This window comes from Indibacter alkaliphilus LW1, assembly GCF_000295935.2.
GTDB classification, from domain to species: domain Bacteria; phylum Bacteroidota; class Bacteroidia; order Cytophagales; family Cyclobacteriaceae; genus Indibacter; species Indibacter alkaliphilus.
The window spans coordinates 115,209-131,882 of the sequence record NZ_ALWO02000036.1 but is presented as its reverse complement, the minus strand read 5'-3'; the positions used below and the strand labels follow the sequence as shown (position 1 = coordinate 131,882).

Sequence of the window (16,674 nt, the reverse complement as noted above, 5' to 3'; positions counted from 1 at the left end):
ATCGTCATGAAAAGAATACTACTACTATTTCTGGTATTTGCATCGGCAAATCATCTATTGGCACAAGAAGCTGCTATAGGTGTGAGAGACCCAGAAGCTCACAAAAACACTGACCGTTTAGCCATTCTGGACACCATCAGCTTGCCCTTTGAGTTGTCCGATGACAAAAAACTCTCCCGAGAAGATATACTCAACAAAAAGGAAGGGTTCTTTGTGACGGGTTTGCCCAGGTTTGAATTTGATCCTATCCGTGGATTTGGAATAGGTGGGAATGTGTTTTTCTTCCAGAATAAGACTAAAGAAGACCCTTTCTTTTATTACACCCCTTATCGATACAGCATCAACACAGAATTCTTTGTATTTGAAAATGGTCGAGTAAGAGCTGCGGTCAACTTGGATGTACCCTATATTTTCAATTCCAAGTGGAGACTTCGTGCAGATGCCGTAGTCTGGGAAGATCCAAACGCCCAGTATTGGGGAATTGGTAGGGAATCGCTCAATAACCTGAGTTTTCAGGACAAATCAGCAGGTGCTGAAGGTGGTATCCGACAGTTCAACAGAGTAAATGACTACGAAGAAAATCTGAAAATCGCGGTACCCGGTAATGGCGGCAGACTTCAGACGGACACTCACTACAATCAATTTATCCAAAGAGAACTGCTTTTCAATGCCTTAGGTGAAAGGGTAGAAATGGGTGGAAAGCTGCGCTTAATGTTTGGCTATGAAGCTTTATTTACAGCTTTTGAAGATTATACAGGGCAGATTGCCGAGGAAGCTTTCTTGGCTGATGGAACAGAAGTAGAGGCGGTTCAAAGACAGACTTTGGTCAATCAACAGATCAATGATGGTACTTGGGACAGATTCAATTTGTCCGGTTTCTCTGATGGTTTCAAGTTCACCTCTATGCTGGCTGCTGCTTTGATTTACGACACCAGAGACCTGGAACCAGATCCTTCCAAAGGGGTATTCTTGCAGTATTCCCACGAGTATTCCGCTCCTTGGTTGGGTTCTGACTTCAACTTCAACAAGTTTATGGTGCAGGGACAGTTTATCCATACATTTCATAGGTGGAAAAATGACCGTAACAGGTTGACTTTTGCGGGGCTGGCGGCCTTTGGGCATATTTTCGGGCCTAATATTAACTTTATCGAAATGTGGGATCTGTCTTCCCAGGCTGAAGCTGGAGGGATTTTGGTTCTTGGAGGTGGTAGATCGCTGAGAGGTTATAGAGAAGCTAGATTTATGGCTCCTACAGTTGGTTTGGTAAACTTGGAGATGCGTGCGAGGCTTCACGATTTCAATGCCTTTAATCAGCATTTTGCACTTGGTGTGACTCCATTTTATGATTTTGGAACCGTTTGGGAAGGATTGAGTGATGTACAACTGAACAATTTCCGTGGTGCTCCAGGTTTAGGTGGCAGAATAGCTTGGAACCAATCCACCATATTAAGATTAGACTATGCCCAGAGTAGAGAAGGAGGTCAGTTCTTCTTTGGCTTTGGCCATATTTTCTAAGAATAGCAAGTCCTAAGCTTTGACCATTCTAGGAAAAACAGCTACTTTGTCAAATATGAAGCAAAGTAGCTGTTTTTTTTCGCTCGGATTTTTTGGGAAGCCTTTTTTGCTTGTCCTGTTTTTAAATTGTTCCTGTATTGGGAATAAAGTGGTGACTTCACCTACAGCCTTTCAGGGAGAATGTTTACAGGGATTGAATTTTGAGAGTGGGGAGGATAGTTTTTTGGCAGACTCTCTCAAAATCGGGATGAAACTTCAAGAAAACTTTGATGATAAATTCATTGATATGGCCATCGCCTTAAATGTTGTGGATGATTTGGAGAACTATTTGATTGAGGATCTTGAAAGGATTGAGAAGCTGGAGCTGAAGACAAGGATTTTTGGGAAAATCATGAAGATGGATATTGAACTTCACTCTCTAATGTCTGCAATAGATTGTGAAGAAGAAAAGGCCGAGCAAATAGCTTCTTTCTTGGAAAAAGAACTGAGGAAGAAAGAAAGAAACCTGACTGTGGCGGCAATCATTACAGGAGCTATTGTAGGAGTAGGTACAGGGTTTATTTTGGCCGCAGACAATTCCCGAAATGATTGGCCTGAATACATAGGAATAGCAGGAGGTTTGACCGAGGTTTTTCTTGGGCTTTCCATTTTGAGATTGGATAAAAGAGTTGCGATCAGGCATTCGAAAAATATTCTCAGGGATGTTTATGAGTCAGAAGATAGGCCTGCTTATTTCCCACCCTCCACTTGGTATTACTTCAATAGTAAAAATAACAATAATCAAGAGGTTTCTTTAAAAGATCAGCTTTTGGAAAGATGGGAAGCCTATAATATGAATGATGAGGGTGTTGCTATTTTATTTTCTGATGGAGGGGAATATTCTCCTGAACTTTTGAAAAGCAGGTCGGAAATGTTGGATCAATTGGAATCCCAGATTTCTCTAATAAGTAAAGATTTGCTTTACTTTCTAAATAAAATAGAGGCGATCAATTGATTTCTTCCAAAATGGACACTTTCCCTGTATCCACATCATAAATGGCGCCGACCACTCTTAATTTCTTAGCTTCAATCAATTGATTGACATTGGGCACTTTATTTTTGAGTTCGTGGATACCATGGAGTACATTTGCTTCAATGGCTTTTTCATAAAAATCAGGTAAATCTCTAGAAAGTGCTTTTTCTTCCTCTTCAGCATCTATAAAATCTATGATTTTTTGGATGTACTCGGAATAATGATGTGAATGGTCATGCTCATGATCCACAAACGCGCCTATAGCACCACACTTCGTATGACCCAAAATAATGACCAGAGGCACCTCCAAATGCTCAATGGCATATTCCAAGCTTCCTATTTCATAATCCCCAACAATGTTTCCTGCATTACGAATTACAAATAAATCTCCTAGACCTTGATCAAAAACCAACTCAGGTGGGACTCTAGAATCCGAACAACTGACTATAGCTGCCACAGGATGCTGACTTACAGAAAGATCCCTTAATCGATCCAATGTCTGATCTGGATGAAGGGGATGATCATCAGAAAACCTCTCATTTCCTTTCAGAAGAACCTCAAGTAAATTTTCTGCTGGAACTTCTTCGAGGTGTTGAATGGGGGATTGAGGTTGGCAAGCCCATATACATATGGCTAAGGTAACTAAAAGGAGATTTCGGATCATGTTGATTCTAACATTTTATCACAAATCTCAACATGTTTTGTGGTAAATACAGTGATCAAAATCACGCAAAAACATTAACAATAATTAGAAATGCTGAACATTATATCGTAATATTGCGATGTAATAATAAGTAAAATAAATTTAAAATATGCTTTCAGCGAAATATAGTTGAAATATGATAGAGTTAAGCCTTGGCTAAATAATAGAATAAGCAATGTGTAACGTTTTCTATTTCAACTTTATTTCTATCGTATTTCAACCTTATTTCAAAAATTCATCCTTCTACCTTCTTAATTCCTCCTTTATAAAATGGGTGTCACCAAAACAGATCTCTTCACAGAAAAGCAAAACGAACTGGCCAAAGTAGCCAAGGTTTTTGCGCATCCGGCACGAGTAGCCATTCTTGAATACCTGATCCAAGCCAACTCATGTATCAATGGAGATTTGGTTCAAGAACTGGGATTGGCGCAGGCCACCATTTCCCAACACCTTCGTGAACTCAAGGAAATCGGGCTGATCAAAGGAAGTATAGAAGGTGTTTCAGTGAACTATTGTATTGACCCCATTCGATGGACCGAAGTACAAAACCTATTTCAGGACTTATTCAGTGGCTTTCCAAAAATATTGGGTTGCTGTTAGGAATTGTACGAAGTACAATGTACCAAGTACCAAGTAGGGTGCAGTCTTGGTACTTTATACTTGGTACCTGGTACAAAAAATACAAACTATGAAAACAACCGAATTCACCAAAACCCTTCAAGAAAACCCTGCAAAGGCCCTTTTCTTCGAATACCAGTCCGGGCAATATGTTAGAACGGACTATCACATTACTGAAATCAAAAACGTGAACTTCGATACCGTAGACTGCGGAGGAATCCGCAACCAATGGTCAGAAGTGCATATCCAACTTTGGGAAAATGAAATTCCTGAACCGGACCATGCAGTGGATACCAGCAAGGCCATGAAGATCTTTGATGTAGTCAATAAGGTGAGGGAAACCTATCCCGATGCAGAGATCAAGTTTGAATATGGCAATGCTGTGTTCCCTACCGCCGTACTTCCCATCTACAATATCAAAGACACTGGAAATGCCTTGATCGTACAACTCACGCCAGACCAAACCACCTGCAAAGCCAAAGATCGGGCTTCCACACCTGAAGAAAAAGCTGCCGCTTGCTGTGGCCCTGTTTCCGAAAAACCAAAAATAAGAGTTTCACTTGCCTCTCTTCAGTCAGCAAATAGCTGTGAACCTGGATCGGGATGCTGTTAATTTATTGTACGAAGTACAAAGTACCATAGCCTGTCCCGATTACGGGATACCAAGTAAGGTGCAGTCTTGGTACTTGGTACAATACACTATGAACTTATACCCCACTCTCCAATCCCACATCGAGCAGGCACAGGCACTGCCGATAAGCGAAGAACGCAAAGCCGTACTTCAAGTTCTGATTGACTATGTTCAGCAGAAAGCCGATCAAAATCAGGAAATCAACCTGAATTTTATCTGTACACACAATTCCCGAAGAAGCCAGTTTTCGCAAATCTGGGGGAAAGTAGCTGCAGCCTTTTTTGGCATAGACATCAACTCCTTTTCAGGAGGTGTGGAAGTCACAGCCTTCAATGAAAGGGCGGTGGCTTCGATCAAAAGATTTGGATTCAAGGTCAGCAAAGAAGGTGATGGCAATCCCAAATACTTTGTGTTTTATTCAGAGGACGAGGCCCCCATTATAACTTTCAGCAAGGTATATGATGATGCCGCCAATGCTCCTGATGGATTCGCCGCTGTGATGACCTGTTCACATGCTGATGAAAATTGCCCTTTTATCCCTGGCGCTGAAGCCAGAATTCCCGTTCGCTACGAAGATCCAAAAGCATTTGACGACACCGATCAGGAAGCTGAAATGTATGATAAAAGGTCTATGCAGATTGCCTCTGAAATGCTATTCGTTTTCTCAAAAATTCATAAGAAATAAAGTAGAAATACCCCGCTGGCGAAATAAATTAGAAATATGCTTTGCGAAATATGCCTACGGCGATATAAAGTAGAAATATACTTCGTGAAATATGTTTTCGGAGAAATAAATAGAAACCTAAGCTTGAGGGAAGGTCCCGAGAGCATATAGATTCGGGATATGCTCTTCGGAATATAGTTAAATCCTATTTCTAATTTATTTCCACAATATATCACCTTTATTTCTACTGTATTTCAATCCTATTTCCATAATATTTCAACCTTATTTCATCAGTATTTCAATCATATTTCTACACTATTTCCTTTAATATCAATTGAAAAAAAATGTCTGATACTAAGAAGATCGCCTTTTTCGAAAAATACTTAACCTTATGGGTTGCCTTGTGTATAGGTGTGGGGATTCTGATCGGTCATTTGGCAGGAGATGATATCTCGGTCTTGTCGGATTTGGAAATCTACAATGTCAACCTACCTATTGCCATTCTGATCTGGCTAATGATTTATCCCATGATGTTGCAGATTGACTTTGGAAGTATCAAAGGAGTCGGCAAAGCACCAAAAGGGTTGATCTGGACATTGGTAATCAATTGGCTGATCAAGCCTTTCACCATGGCCTTTTTTGCATGGATTTTCTTTGACCAATTGTACTCAGCTTACATCGAACCGGATATGGCCGGTGAATACATTGCAGGAGCGATCTTGCTGGGTGTGGCACCTTGTACCGCTATGGTTTTTGTCTGGTCTTACCTCACTGATGGAGATCCCAATTATACATTGGTACAGGTTTCTGTCAATGACCTGATCATTTTGGTGGCCTTTGTGCCATTGGTAGGTTTTCTATTGGGCATTACCAATGTGACTGTACCTTATGAAACTCTGGTTGCCTCTGTAGTGATATTTGTGGTGATTCCATTGATAGCAGGGGTCATTACCAATAAAAGCCTGATTACCAAAAATGGAGAGGAGTGGTTTAAAAATGAATTCCTGCCCAAATTCAAACCGGTAAGCATCATTGCCTTATTACTGACCTTGATCTTGCTTTTTGCCTTCCAAGGTCCCAATATCCTGAATAATCCATTGATCATCTTACTGATTGCTGTACCCTTGATTATTCAAACTTACTTTATCTTTTTTATTGCTTGGTTTGGAGGAAAAAAACTTAAGCTCAGACATGCGGTCTGTGCACCAGCCTCCATGATCGGAGCGAGTAATTTCTTTGAGTTGGCTGTCGCGGTTGCCATTGCTTTATTTGGCTTGGACAGCCCAGCTGCTTTGGTCACTGTCGTGGGTGTGCTTGTAGAAGTCCCAGTAATGCTACATTTGGTTAGTTTGGCGAATAAGTGGAGGTATTAAAAATTGAACTATGCTTTGCGAAATATGCCTGAAGCGAAATAAATAGAGATATTGCTTCGCGAAATATTGTTGAAATAAACTTTGTGAAACCTGAATCAAGATTTGTTAATTCTGCTAATTACATCCATTTTTCCAGAAAAGATTCTAAAGAATATTCTGCTCGTCCACTTTCTTCACCTTCAATGATTGCCTTTCTGAGTAAATCAAGTTTTACTTCTTTTTCTTCCAGAAGACGTAAAGCCGCCCGAACAGTCTCGCTGGTGGATCCATATCTCCCTTTTTGGATTTGTTTATTGAAAAAATCCTCAAAATGACTTCCTAATGTAACACTTGTGTTTTTAGACATAATATCGAATTTCAATCCATACCTATTAAAATTAATTAATTGTATAAAAATATGGATCGTAAGGAGGTTTAAGAAAGCATTTTACATAGGTCGGAAATCTTACTTAAAACTTGAGTTTATTTGAATGAAATAAATTTCAATTCTTAATTTTAGGCCAAATATTTAGAACATAATCGAAAAATTAGGTCTAATTTTTCGATTATAAATTTTTTCTTCTATATTCGAAGTGACTAAAATATACGAATATGCTAAGAAGGGATCTAATGGAAAGTATCATCAAAAGTTGCTTTCAGGGAAAAATTATCCTTCTCTTTGGTGCCCGTCAAGTTGGCAAAACCACACTTTTGCAAGAATTGGTAAGCCAGTTGAACCTGCCAACTTCTTGGCTAAATGCAGATGAATCCGATGTGTTCGAAGCTTTCAACAATGCCACCACTAGCACTCAACTTCTACAATTGATTGGTCAAAACAATAAATTAGTGATCATCGATGAAGCTCAGCAGATACCTGAAATCGGGAAAAAACTCAAACTGATATTTGATAGCAAGGTGGATATTCAGGTCATAGCTACAGGTTCTTCGGCATTTGAACTGCAGAATCAAACAGCAGAACCACTTACAGGAAGAAAAAAAAGCTATCATCTTTATCCCATCAGTTATAAGGAAATTGTAGCCAATAGCTCAATCTTGGAAGCCAAGCGTCTATTGGATACACGCTTGGTGTATGGCTCCTACCCAGATGTGGTTAATAATCCTGGCAGAGAAAAGGAAATATTGGTAGAAATTGCCCAAAGTTACCTTTACAAGGATGTTTTACAAGTTGATAATATTAGGAAACCAAGTCATATAGACAAATTGCTTAAAGCTTTGGCATTCCAGGTTGGAAGTGAAGTCAGCTATCACGAACTCGCACAAACCATAGGTAACATTGATACTGCAACAGTTGAAAAATATATAGATCTTTTAGAGAAAGCTTTTGTCATTTTCAAACTACCGGCATTCAGCAGAAATCTGAGAAATGAAATTAAAAAGGGCAAGAAATATTATTTCTATGATAATGGGATCCGAAACGTATTGATCAGCAATTTCTCCCAACCTGAAATGCGCTTGGATAAAGGCGCACTCTGGGAAAACTTCTTGATTTCAGAAAGGATGAAAACCAATAATTATCAAGGTAGGTTCGTCAACTCCTATTTTTGGAGAACACATGATAGGGCCGAAATTGATTACATAGAAGAAATCGATGGAATCCTCCATGCTTACGAATTTAAATGGAAAGAGCAAAAAGTCAGGTTTCCAGCGTCTTTTCTGACTACTTACCCTGAAAACGAAACCGTTTTGGTCAACAGATCTAATTTTGAACAATTTCTCTTATAAAAAGGAACTTTTCCAAAGTTCAAAACTTTGGAAAAGTTAAATCTCTTAAAAAAACATGCCTAAGATTTCAAACGTATTCTAAAAATCAGGCCGAATATTTAGATTATAATCTAAATATTCGGCCTAATTTTCTTATTTCAACCTCAGCTTCACTCCCCCATTGATCACAAATCCATCCAGTGGTGCATAGATTTCTCTGAAAGTTGGGGCATCGATGCTTCCTGTGAAAATGGTATCAAAACGGGTCTGACGGGCATCAAGAAAGTTCTCAAAATTGATAAACACCGAAAACTTGTCCCAAATCTTCTCCGCCATAAAACCCATGATCCAATACGGTCGGCCTACAGCCCCATCACTCAACTGCTGCTCACTGAAATAGTAAGACTCCCAGCCGATTTTCCACTGATCATGCACTTCGTAAAACAAGACCGAATTGATCCTATGTCGTGGTGTCAGGGGATTTTCTCTGACAACACCATTTGAATTGATTCTGGCATGGGTATAGGTATATCCCATAAACCACTTGAAATCCCCCAAATCCCATTTGATATTCGTTTCTGTACCCTTGGTATCACTGTAGCCATCAATATTCACAAACCTGAATTCATTTCCTCCAAGTGTCTCCAAGAATAATGGATTGTTGAGATATGTGTAGAAAAACAAATGGTTGACACTAAAGAAAAGCCGATCATCGAAAAGAGAAGTCTTGTAATTCAAGTCCCAATTGAGTCCATAACTTTTCTCCAAAGTATTGAAATCAGCATCGATTGGCTGGATATTCTGATATTGCAACCTTTCACTTTCTTCTGTGAAAATCGTAGGAGCCTTATAGCCCAATCCTCCACCTAATCTGGAGCTGAAGTTGATGTTGGCTCGATAAAGCAAGGCAATTCTTGGCAACACTGCCCAGCCATAATCCAATACATAGTCTGTACGCAACCCGGATTCCAGTACCCATTTTTCACTGAGATTGGTATTGTTCTGAGCAAAGGCACCGAGCGTGTTCATGGTGTAATCACGTATGGGGAAATTGCCGCCAGGCTGCTCTACAAAAGCCTCTGTCCATAGATTCCCTCCAAACACCCAGTCCGATTGCGTTCCATCCAACTGATAATTGACCTCAGTAAAGGTGGAGTGCTGCACTGCATTGAAATCATAATCTCTTGTGCTGAGCCTTCTGTCGAAGTAGTTGTAACTATTTTTTACCTGTAATCTTTTGCCTTCTTCGAGCCTATGATTGAGTACAAACTGAGAACTGATCCGCTCACTTTGATTACTTTCAAAAAAGGCAAGAGGATTTTCCCTCTTTCCTCTCAAGAAATCCATGTTTCCACCGATGCGGTCTTCTACCGAAATGTTGACGCCCAGCTCAAGGTCAGTACGCGAGGATGGGTAGAGAAATAGCTTTGGGTTGAAAGTAAATCGGTCAAACTTTGGGATGGCGCTCAGCCCAATGTCCGATGGGTCAAAGGGAGAATTGGTGTTGTAGGCTGCAAATAGCGTGGTCCCCACTTTGTCATTTCGCTTACCATAAAATCCTGAAGCATCAAATCCCCCTGCATTGGTTCCGTTGAAGACAAAATCAAGGTTGCCCTTTTCAGAGGGTCTTTTGGAAATCAAGTTTACCAATCCGGCTATGGCTCCACCACCGTAGAGTGTGGAAGCGGAGCCTTTGATCAGTTCCACTTGCTGTAAGTCCAGCGGTGGGATCTGTAATAAGCCCAAACCACTTGCTGCACCTGAATAAAGCGGAAACCCATCTTTCAAAATCTGGGTGTACCTTCCATCTAACCCTTGGATACGGATAGAGGCGTTGGCAGATGTAGGGGAGGTGACCTGCACTTGGATACCCGTACTCTCACTCAGAAGCACCCGGATATCTCCAGGTTTCATGTTCACTTTTTCATCCAATTCTTCCCCTGCTATGAATTCCACACGGGTAGGAATGTCCTCTATCGTTCGTGAACTCCTAGTGGAAGTGATGGTGACCGTTTCCATGTGGTCGTGTTCCTCGTGTAGCAGCACGTCCATTGGCATCTTTGCGAGGTCTTCAGGTAAGTTGATCACCAGCTGCTTACGCTCGTAACCGATCAACTGAAACCTGATGGTATATTTTCCATCAGGCAAAGCTGGCATTGTCAATTGGCCATTTTCATCGGAAACAGCCCCTTTTCTATTTTCCAATATCAAGGCAGTCGCACCCATCAGTGCCGTGCCTTCATGCTCGTCCATAATGACGAACTTCACTTCCTGTGCAAAAGCAAAGGCGTATAGTCCCAAGCCCAAAAGGCAGGACATGAATATTTTTTTCATTGAAATACTTAATCTGATTTAACATAGTACTGGCTAATGAGGAGGCTTAGCCTCAGAAGCATGGCTTTGAAACCCTTCTTTTCTATTAGGTTTACTAGGAAGCTTCCCAATGAAAATCAGGGTAAAAAAGACTTTCAGAAAAAAATCAGATCAACTGAGGGGGTTGCCAGATGGAAAAACAGGTTTCTTGAAAAACCGGCATCTCAAGCACAAATTCATTAGAAATAATCCTGTCTGGCTCGATGGCTTCAAATTGAAAACGAACTTGGTAAATGAAAACAGAACAGACCTTGCAGAAAGAAAAGGGCGGGCAGCATTGGTTTTCAGCATGCTCAGAGGCATGCTGCTCTGTATGCTCTACATGGTCGCAATCATGTTCAGCATGGACAGGTATACAGACCAAAAAGAAAACATAGCCTATCAAAAAGAAGGAAACCAAACTTTTCATTTTCCTAAGTTAGGATTTTCTTTTAATAAAAAATCACGGTCTTATTTCTGTACGCCAACACTTTCCTTTCCAGGTGGTATTTGATGGCTTTGGAAAGCACTACTTTTTCCACATCCTGACCGATCTGAACGAGGTCAGAGGGAGAGTTATGATGTCTAACCCGGGCCACTTCCTGTTCGATAATAGGGCCTGCATCCAGTTCTTCTGTCACATAATGTGCGGTAGCTCCAATGATCTTCACACCTCTTTCATAAGCGGCATGATAAGGCTTGGCCCCAACAAATGCAGGCAAGAAAGAATGGTGGATATTGATGATTTTGTTTGGATATTCCTTAATAAAATCCCCACTCAAAATCTGCATGTAACGGGCCAATACTAAAAAGTCCACCTTGTGTTTTTGCAATAATTCAAGCTGTTGTTTTTCAACTTCAGCTTTGTTGGTCTTGTCTATCGGTAAATGGTAAAATGGAATCCGAAATGCGGTCACCACTTTTTTCAAATCCAGGTGATTGGATATGACCAGAGGAATTTCGACATCAAATTGTCCGGAATAATACCTGCTGAGAATATCAAAAAGACAGTGGGAGAGTTTTGACACAAAAAGAGCCATTCTGGGCTTTTGTGTATTGAAATGTAGTTCGAACTTCATTTCAAGGCTATCTGCAACCTCTTTTTGAAAAGCTGCTGCGATCAGGTCTTTTTCCAGGCCAAAGCTATCCAGATCCCAAGATACACGCATGAAAAACATACCGATTTCTTCATCCACATGTTGGTCCACTTCAAGAATATTCCCTTGATAGGTAAATAAAAAATTGGATACCATAGTAACAATGCCTTTCTGATCCGGGCATTGAATGATTACAATTGCCTTATTCATAATTTAATAGGTTGATCCCCGTAAAACTACCAAAAAAATCAGGCTTTGATAATTCAGTTTACAATACGTTAAAATTAATCCAACAAAGCCTCAATATCCTCCTTACTCAGACTCTTCATAAAGCTTTCTTCAGTAGAAATAAGTTCTCCAGCCAATGCCATTTTCCTTTCTTGAAGCGCCATGATCTTTTCCTCAACGGTATTTCTGGTGATGAATTTGTAAATGATGACTTTATTTTCCTGACCTATCCTGTGCGCTCTGTCAATTGCTTGTGCTTCTACAGCCGGATTCCACCATGGGTCGAGTAAAAACACATATTCAGCAGCAGTCAGATTGAGGCCTACGCCACCTGCTTTCAAGGATATCAGAAAAATTTTCACACTTTCATCCTCTTGGAAGGATCTTACTTGAGCTTGTCTGTCTTTTGTCGTACCATCCAGATAAGCGTATTTTATGTTTTGTTCATCCAAATGGGCTTTCACGATGCCTAAGTGTCTTACAAATTGACTAAAAATCAACACTTTGTGGCCTTCACTTGCTGTAGCCTGCAGCATGTGGATTACATCTTCCAACTTACCCGAATCGGATTCATATTTTTTATCAGCAAGTTTAGGATGGTTGGCAATTTGTCTCAACTGGGTCAAGCCCCTCAATAAAGTAAACTGTTGGTTTTTCAGTCCTGGTATCGACATTTCCTTAACGATTTTTTCCCTGTAGTACCCTTTCACCTCTTCGTAGGCTTTTTCTTGGTCTGCTGTCATCGTTGAATATTTCACATTGATGACTTTTTCAGGCAAATCAGTAGCAACTTGGGTTTTCAGTCTCCTCAGGATAAAAGGCTTGATCAATGCATGGAGTTTGGCAGCCTTATCCATATCATTTTGTTTTTCAATAGGCTGTAGGAACTGTTTTTTGAACATGCTTTGTCCGCCCAAAAGACCTTTATTGATGAAATTCATCTGTGACCAGAGATCCATGGTTCCGTTTTCTACCGGAGTACCTGTCAAGATAAGTTTTTGTTTGCAGTTCAGTTCTCCTACTGCTTTTGAAATGATACTGCTCGGATTTTTAATGGCTTGCGATTCATCTAATATGATATAGTTGAAATAAAAGCCTTTCAATATATCAATATCCATTCTTGTAATACCATAGGAAGTCAAAACCAGATCATATTTGGCAAACCGATCTGTTTTTTTGACCCTTTGCGTGCCGGTATAAGTCAGAATTTTCAGGCTGGGGGTGAATTTTTTGGATTCCAATTCCCAGTTGTAAATCAAAGAAGTAGGCATGACGAGCAAAGAAGTTGTTCCCGGATTAACTTCTTTCTGGTGGGCTAACATGGCTAAGGTTTGCACAGTTTTACCCAAGCCCATGTCGTCTGCCAGGCATCCGCCAAATTTATATTCCGCCAAAAATCTTAGCCAGTTGTAGCCAGCCTTCTGGTAAGGTCTTAGCTTTCCTTTAAAGCCTATAGGAAGATCATAATCCTCTATTTTGCTGAAATCCCGTAATTTTTCCAGCTTTCTACTTAAAGTAAGTTGCAATAAATTACTCTCTTGGAGTTCCTGGGCCAGTGCAATATGATGCTTTTTGAGTACTAAGGAAAAAGCCTCTTCTTGTTCTTTTTCTTCCAGAAAAGCAAACATTTCTGAATAGTTTACAAACCATGAATTTGGGATAACGGCAATTTCTCCATTTGGAAGTTCAAATTCTGACTTTCCTTGAAGCAACAATTTCCGTAATTTTTGAAAAGGGACTTCATAAGAACCGAACTTAATTACTGCATGTACATCAAACCAGTCAATATTTTCTTTGACTTCCACAGAAATGTGCGCATGTCCAATAAAGTATTTCTTTCCTTTCAGTGTTCCAGCCTGTTGAATAACAATACCTTTCTCCTGTAGATCTTGCCTATTATTGTTGATCCACCCGAAGGCTTTTGATTTTGCAATTGAAAACCGGGAAGTTTTAACGGGTAAGCCCAGGTCTTTCAGGTAATCGCCATAAGACTTTTCCTTTTCAAGATCCCGAATTACTTTGTGAAAAATATAATTGTCCTCTATTTGCTCTAGCTCAACATTATTTTCTCTTTTTTCCTCTGCACGAAATACATACTGGCCATATTGGAATTGTAAGTCAAATACAATTTTGTCTTCTTCAGGCTCAGAGAGCTGATTTCCAAAAAGGTCTGTTTTTGGTGAAGAGGGAAGGTCGCTCAGGCTCAGAACAGCATTGGGTTGGTTCCGGACAACTTTGATATCGAAACCTTTGGCGTAAACATCAAAAGCTGAAACAAGCTGAGTAACAAATTTCTCATAGTACTGCTTTTCTACTTTTCGTGGTATGACAATAAACTTTTTATTGAGGAATGGTTGTAGTTTTTTACCATCCACATCTTTTTTGAAACTATAAAGCTTGTTTTCCACCACCAGCCAAGCGGGTTCATGGCATATCAGGTACGCATTTTTATATTGCCACTCCAACCTTTCCCCGGCATACTTTAATGTGGGGAAATAGTGTGTATTATCTTCATTTCTTCTGAAATGAAATAGGACAGAAGCTTTTTTGGGCATAATGCTGATTTCTCTCCAGATCGGATTGCCATCATTTCCCATTTCAAAAAGTCTTTTGTCATGTAGATTTTCAAGAATTTTTGCCCTTAGATTTTCAAGTTTTTTTTCAATTAGTTCCTGAAAAGATTTATTCTCTGTTTTCGGATCGTAAATTTTTCTCAGAAATTCCTTGGGTTTGAGTTTTTTGGTATTGAATTTTTTGACGACAGCTTCCTGTTGCATGTCATCCATCCACTTGATCAGTTGATAATCCTTTTCATCCAATCTGGAAGCAAATTCCGGAGCATTGATGGAAGAAATATTTTGGTTGGCAAATGACAGTCTCCCCTTCTCATCCAATTGAACCACAAACGATTCAAATAATAATCCCAAGTATTCATGAATGAATATGGCATAGATAATTTCAAATGGTTTTTCTGGAGAAACTTTCATGCTTTGAAGTGCAACCAACGGAGCAAATCCGGTGATAAATTAGAATTTTGTGAATTAAACTAGTTCGAAAAATACAGAATAAATTTAGATAAAAAAAGAGCATTCATCATGTATGTATCCTATCTGTACACGAATAGAAGCTATTTAGAGCAATTTGTTTTCTGGCCCACAGTTTCTAAGGAGCATTTGTTCCATATGTAAAAATGTGCAAGATTTGGACACCACCGGTCATTTTTCAAATGCTGATCTCCAATTCATTGCTTTGATTTGAATAATTATTGTCGGATTTTCCCAAATTCAAGCCAAATTTAATAAGAATGGGTAATGCTGCTTTGAGTAGGCAACTAGGACTTGGAGCTTTGATAGCAACGGGTGTTTGTTCCATGTTGGGAGCATCGATCAATGTGGTTCCTTTTATGATTCAAAGACATGTGCCAGGAATTGGTCCATATGTTCTATATGCTTTTGTTTTTGCGGCTATTCCAGCGGTTTTGGCTGCACTTGCTTATAGCACTCTGGCCACTGCCATGCCAAAGGCCGGAGGAAGCTATATATATGCCAGCAGAGGTTTAAACCCCTATCTAGGGTTTGTTGCCAGCTTCTCTCAATGGTTTGGGCTGTCCATAGTTATCGGAGTGGTTGCTTATGTCACTATTCCATTCCTGAGAGATATAGCGATAGCACTTGAATGGTTATCGATTGCTGATATGCTTAACACCGGAATTGTAAGGGTAGGTGTAGCTCTGGTTTTGGTTTGGCTTTTTGTCTTTGTCAATATCCGAGGAGCTCAACTTTACGAAAGGACTATTATTCCTCTGATGGTGCTTATGTTTATTTTGGGTGGAATCGTAATAGCCGCAGGTTTTTATTATACACAAGAAGATTTTACACAATCATTTTTATTGAAAGAGGGAAAGCTTCCAGTGGAAGGAGTTGAGTTGGATTTTGATCTTTTTTCATTTCTGTCAGCGGGGAGTCTATTGTTTGCAAGTTTTATAGGCTTTGACAGCATCGCCCAGGCAGGGGGAGAGGCCAAAGACCCTACCAAGAAGCTTCCATTGGCTATTGACCTGACTATTCTCATTGTTGGAGGTTATTATATGCTCTTTACAGGAGCAGTATATCATGCTGTTCCATGGTCATTTATTGCCTCTCAAGCCTTGGAAAGAGATATTACAGCTCCAGGAATGATGAGTTATTTATTGCCTTCGGGACTTACGATGATGATTGTAGCCGGGGCTGCTATAGCTTTGATCAACGATCTACCGGCAATGCTGCTCTCGGTATCCAGGCTGATGTTTGCATGGGCGGAAGATGGCATTTTTCCAAAATCTATTACTACAATCCATAGCAAATATAAGACTCCTTTTTTGGCCATTATTCTTAGTGGCTGTATGGCAAGTGTGGGGATATTGGGAAGCCACTTTGCAGGAGATTTTTTTCTGGGAATAGATATCATGGTGACTTCTATGATGGTTAATTTTCTTTTGATGTGTGTGACTCTTTTGACAATCAAGAAGGTTAATCCGGAATTGACTCAAGAAATCAAGTTTGCCAAAAGCAAAAGATTGAGAACCGCTATTGGGTGGGCGGGGACCTTGGTTCTCTCCTTTTTCTTGGTTATCCACACTTGGAAGGATCTCCAAACCCAAGCTGAGGCTTGGTATTTTCATTCTACTCCAATTTGGTTGATTGTAATGCTTTTGGCAAGTATTATCTTTTGGGTAAAATTCAGCAAACTAAAAAGTAATGGCGAAGAGATTGACAGAATATTTAAAGAACTACCTTAAATA

At 39.9% G+C, this 16,674-nt stretch carries 14 protein-coding genes; 9 read left to right on the top strand and 5 right to left on the bottom strand.

Going from position 1 to position 16,674, the window contains the following annotated elements; translation table 11 throughout:
- The first annotated feature begins 6 nt into the window (after positions 1 to 6).
- Both omp85 and A33Q_RS11895 read left to right on the top strand, forming a co-directional pair.
- Positions 7 to 1,515, top strand: a complete 1,509-nt coding sequence (gene omp85, locus A33Q_RS11900; protein ID WP_009035023.1) for an Omp85 family outer membrane protein — start codon at positions 7 to 9, stop codon at positions 1,513 to 1,515.
- Between the two features lie 55 nt (positions 1,516 to 1,570).
- Complete coding sequence (locus A33Q_RS11895; protein ID WP_009035024.1) at positions 1,571 to 2,509, top strand: hypothetical protein; 939 nt, start codon at positions 1,571 to 1,573, stop codon at positions 2,507 to 2,509.
- Here A33Q_RS11895 and A33Q_RS11890 read toward each other — a convergent pair.
- Positions 2,502 to 3,191, bottom strand: a complete 690-nt coding sequence (locus A33Q_RS11890) for a carbonic anhydrase (protein WP_009035025.1) — start codon at positions 3,189 to 3,191, stop codon at positions 2,502 to 2,504. The two genes, A33Q_RS11895 and A33Q_RS11890, sit on opposite strands and share 8 nt — an antisense overlap.
- Before the next feature lie 309 nt (positions 3,192 to 3,500).
- Here A33Q_RS11890 and A33Q_RS11885 point away from each other — a divergent pair, with 309 nt between their 5' ends.
- The 4 genes from A33Q_RS11885 to arsB all read left to right on the top strand — a co-directional run bounded on the left by A33Q_RS11885 (position 3,501) and on the right by arsB (position 6,516).
- Positions 3,501 to 3,830 (top strand): ArsR/SmtB family transcription factor, encoded by a 330-nt coding sequence (locus A33Q_RS11885; RefSeq protein ID WP_009035026.1) that lies wholly within the window; start codon positions 3,501 to 3,503, stop codon positions 3,828 to 3,830.
- 88 nt (positions 3,831 to 3,918) lie between these two features.
- Complete coding sequence (locus A33Q_RS11880; RefSeq protein ID WP_009035027.1) at positions 3,919 to 4,461, top strand: DUF6428 family protein; 543 nt, start codon at positions 3,919 to 3,921, stop codon at positions 4,459 to 4,461.
- An 88-nt stretch (positions 4,462 to 4,549) separates the two neighbouring features.
- Complete coding sequence (locus A33Q_RS11875; RefSeq protein WP_009035028.1) at positions 4,550 to 5,164, top strand: low molecular weight phosphatase family protein; 615 nt, start codon at positions 4,550 to 4,552, stop codon at positions 5,162 to 5,164.
- A gap of 323 nt (positions 5,165 to 5,487) precedes the next feature.
- Positions 5,488 to 6,516 carry an ACR3 family arsenite efflux transporter gene (gene arsB, locus A33Q_RS11870; protein WP_009035029.1) on the top strand — a complete coding sequence of 343 codons (1,029 nt, stop codon included), beginning with the start codon at positions 5,488 to 5,490 and terminating at the stop codon, positions 6,514 to 6,516.
- A 118-nt stretch (positions 6,517 to 6,634) separates the two neighbouring features.
- Here arsB and A33Q_RS11865 read toward each other — a convergent pair whose 3' ends face one another.
- Positions 6,635 to 6,862: a type II toxin-antitoxin system ParD family antitoxin gene (locus tag A33Q_RS11865; RefSeq protein ID WP_009035030.1), complete on the bottom strand. Its 228-nt coding sequence runs from the start codon at positions 6,860 to 6,862 to the stop codon at positions 6,635 to 6,637.
- A 245-nt stretch (positions 6,863 to 7,107) separates the two neighbouring features.
- Here A33Q_RS11865 and A33Q_RS11860 point away from each other — a divergent pair, with 245 nt between their 5' ends.
- Positions 7,108 to 8,238, top strand: a complete 1,131-nt coding sequence (locus A33Q_RS11860) for an ATP-binding protein (protein ID WP_009034846.1) — start codon at positions 7,108 to 7,110, stop codon at positions 8,236 to 8,238.
- Positions 8,239 to 8,370: 132 nt separating this feature from the next.
- Here A33Q_RS11860 and A33Q_RS11855 read toward each other — a convergent pair whose 3' ends face one another.
- Positions 8,371 to 10,551 (bottom strand): TonB-dependent receptor, encoded by a 2,181-nt coding sequence (locus A33Q_RS11855; protein ID WP_009034847.1) that lies wholly within the window; start codon positions 10,549 to 10,551, stop codon positions 8,371 to 8,373.
- 109 nt (positions 10,552 to 10,660) lie between these two features.
- On the opposite strand from A33Q_RS11855, the gene A33Q_RS11850 reads away from it, so the two are divergent.
- Positions 10,661 to 11,083 (top strand): hypothetical protein, encoded by a 423-nt coding sequence (locus A33Q_RS11850; RefSeq protein ID WP_040490416.1) that lies wholly within the window; start codon positions 10,661 to 10,663, stop codon positions 11,081 to 11,083.
- Here A33Q_RS11850 and purU read toward each other — a convergent pair.
- Complete coding sequence (gene purU, locus A33Q_RS11845) at positions 11,022 to 11,876, bottom strand: formyltetrahydrofolate deformylase (RefSeq protein WP_009034849.1); 855 nt, start codon at positions 11,874 to 11,876, stop codon at positions 11,022 to 11,024. The genes A33Q_RS11850 and purU overlap by 62 nt on opposite strands.
- A 74-nt stretch (positions 11,877 to 11,950) precedes the next feature.
- Positions 11,951 to 14,881, bottom strand: a complete 2,931-nt coding sequence (locus A33Q_RS11840; protein WP_009034850.1) for a DEAD/DEAH box helicase — start codon at positions 14,879 to 14,881, stop codon at positions 11,951 to 11,953.
- A gap of 317 nt (positions 14,882 to 15,198) precedes the next feature.
- Between A33Q_RS11840 and A33Q_RS11835 the strand changes: the two genes are divergently transcribed.
- The gene (locus A33Q_RS11835; RefSeq protein WP_009034851.1) at positions 15,199 to 16,671 is read left to right on the top strand and encodes an APC family permease; all 1,473 of its coding nucleotides are present in this window, start codon (positions 15,199 to 15,201) and stop codon (positions 16,669 to 16,671) included.
- Positions 16,672 to 16,674: the final 3 nt, after the last annotated feature.

Coding starts and splice junctions, on each gene's coding strand:
- A33Q_RS11895 (WP_009035024.1), top strand. CDS start 1,571: ATGAAGCAAAGTAGCTGTTTTTTTTCGCTCGGATTTTTTGGGAAGCCT.
- purU (WP_009034849.1), bottom strand. CDS start 11,876: ATGAATAAGGCAATTGTAATCATTCAATGCCCGGATCAGAAAGGCATT.
- A33Q_RS11875 (WP_009035028.1), top strand. CDS start 4,550: ATGAACTTATACCCCACTCTCCAATCCCACATCGAGCAGGCACAGGCA.
- A33Q_RS11850 (WP_040490416.1), top strand. CDS start 10,661: ATGAAAATCAGGGTAAAAAAGACTTTCAGAAAAAAATCAGATCAACTG.
- omp85 (WP_009035023.1), top strand. CDS start 7: ATGAAAAGAATACTACTACTATTTCTGGTATTTGCATCGGCAAATCAT.
- A33Q_RS11865 (WP_009035030.1), bottom strand. CDS start 6,862: ATGTCTAAAAACACAAGTGTTACATTAGGAAGTCATTTTGAGGATTTT.
- A33Q_RS11860 (WP_009034846.1), top strand. CDS start 7,108: ATGCTAAGAAGGGATCTAATGGAAAGTATCATCAAAAGTTGCTTTCAG.
- A33Q_RS11890 (WP_009035025.1), bottom strand. CDS start 3,191: ATGATCCGAAATCTCCTTTTAGTTACCTTAGCCATATGTATATGGGCT.
- A33Q_RS11885 (WP_009035026.1), top strand. CDS start 3,501: ATGGGTGTCACCAAAACAGATCTCTTCACAGAAAAGCAAAACGAACTG.
- A33Q_RS11840 (WP_009034850.1), bottom strand. CDS start 14,881: ATGAAAGTTTCTCCAGAAAAACCATTTGAAATTATCTATGCCATATTC.
- arsB (WP_009035029.1), top strand. CDS start 5,488: ATGTCTGATACTAAGAAGATCGCCTTTTTCGAAAAATACTTAACCTTA.
- A33Q_RS11855 (WP_009034847.1), bottom strand. CDS start 10,551: ATGAAAAAAATATTCATGTCCTGCCTTTTGGGCTTGGGACTATACGCC.
- A33Q_RS11880 (WP_009035027.1), top strand. CDS start 3,919: ATGAAAACAACCGAATTCACCAAAACCCTTCAAGAAAACCCTGCAAAG.
- A33Q_RS11835 (WP_009034851.1), top strand. CDS start 15,199: ATGGGTAATGCTGCTTTGAGTAGGCAACTAGGACTTGGAGCTTTGATA.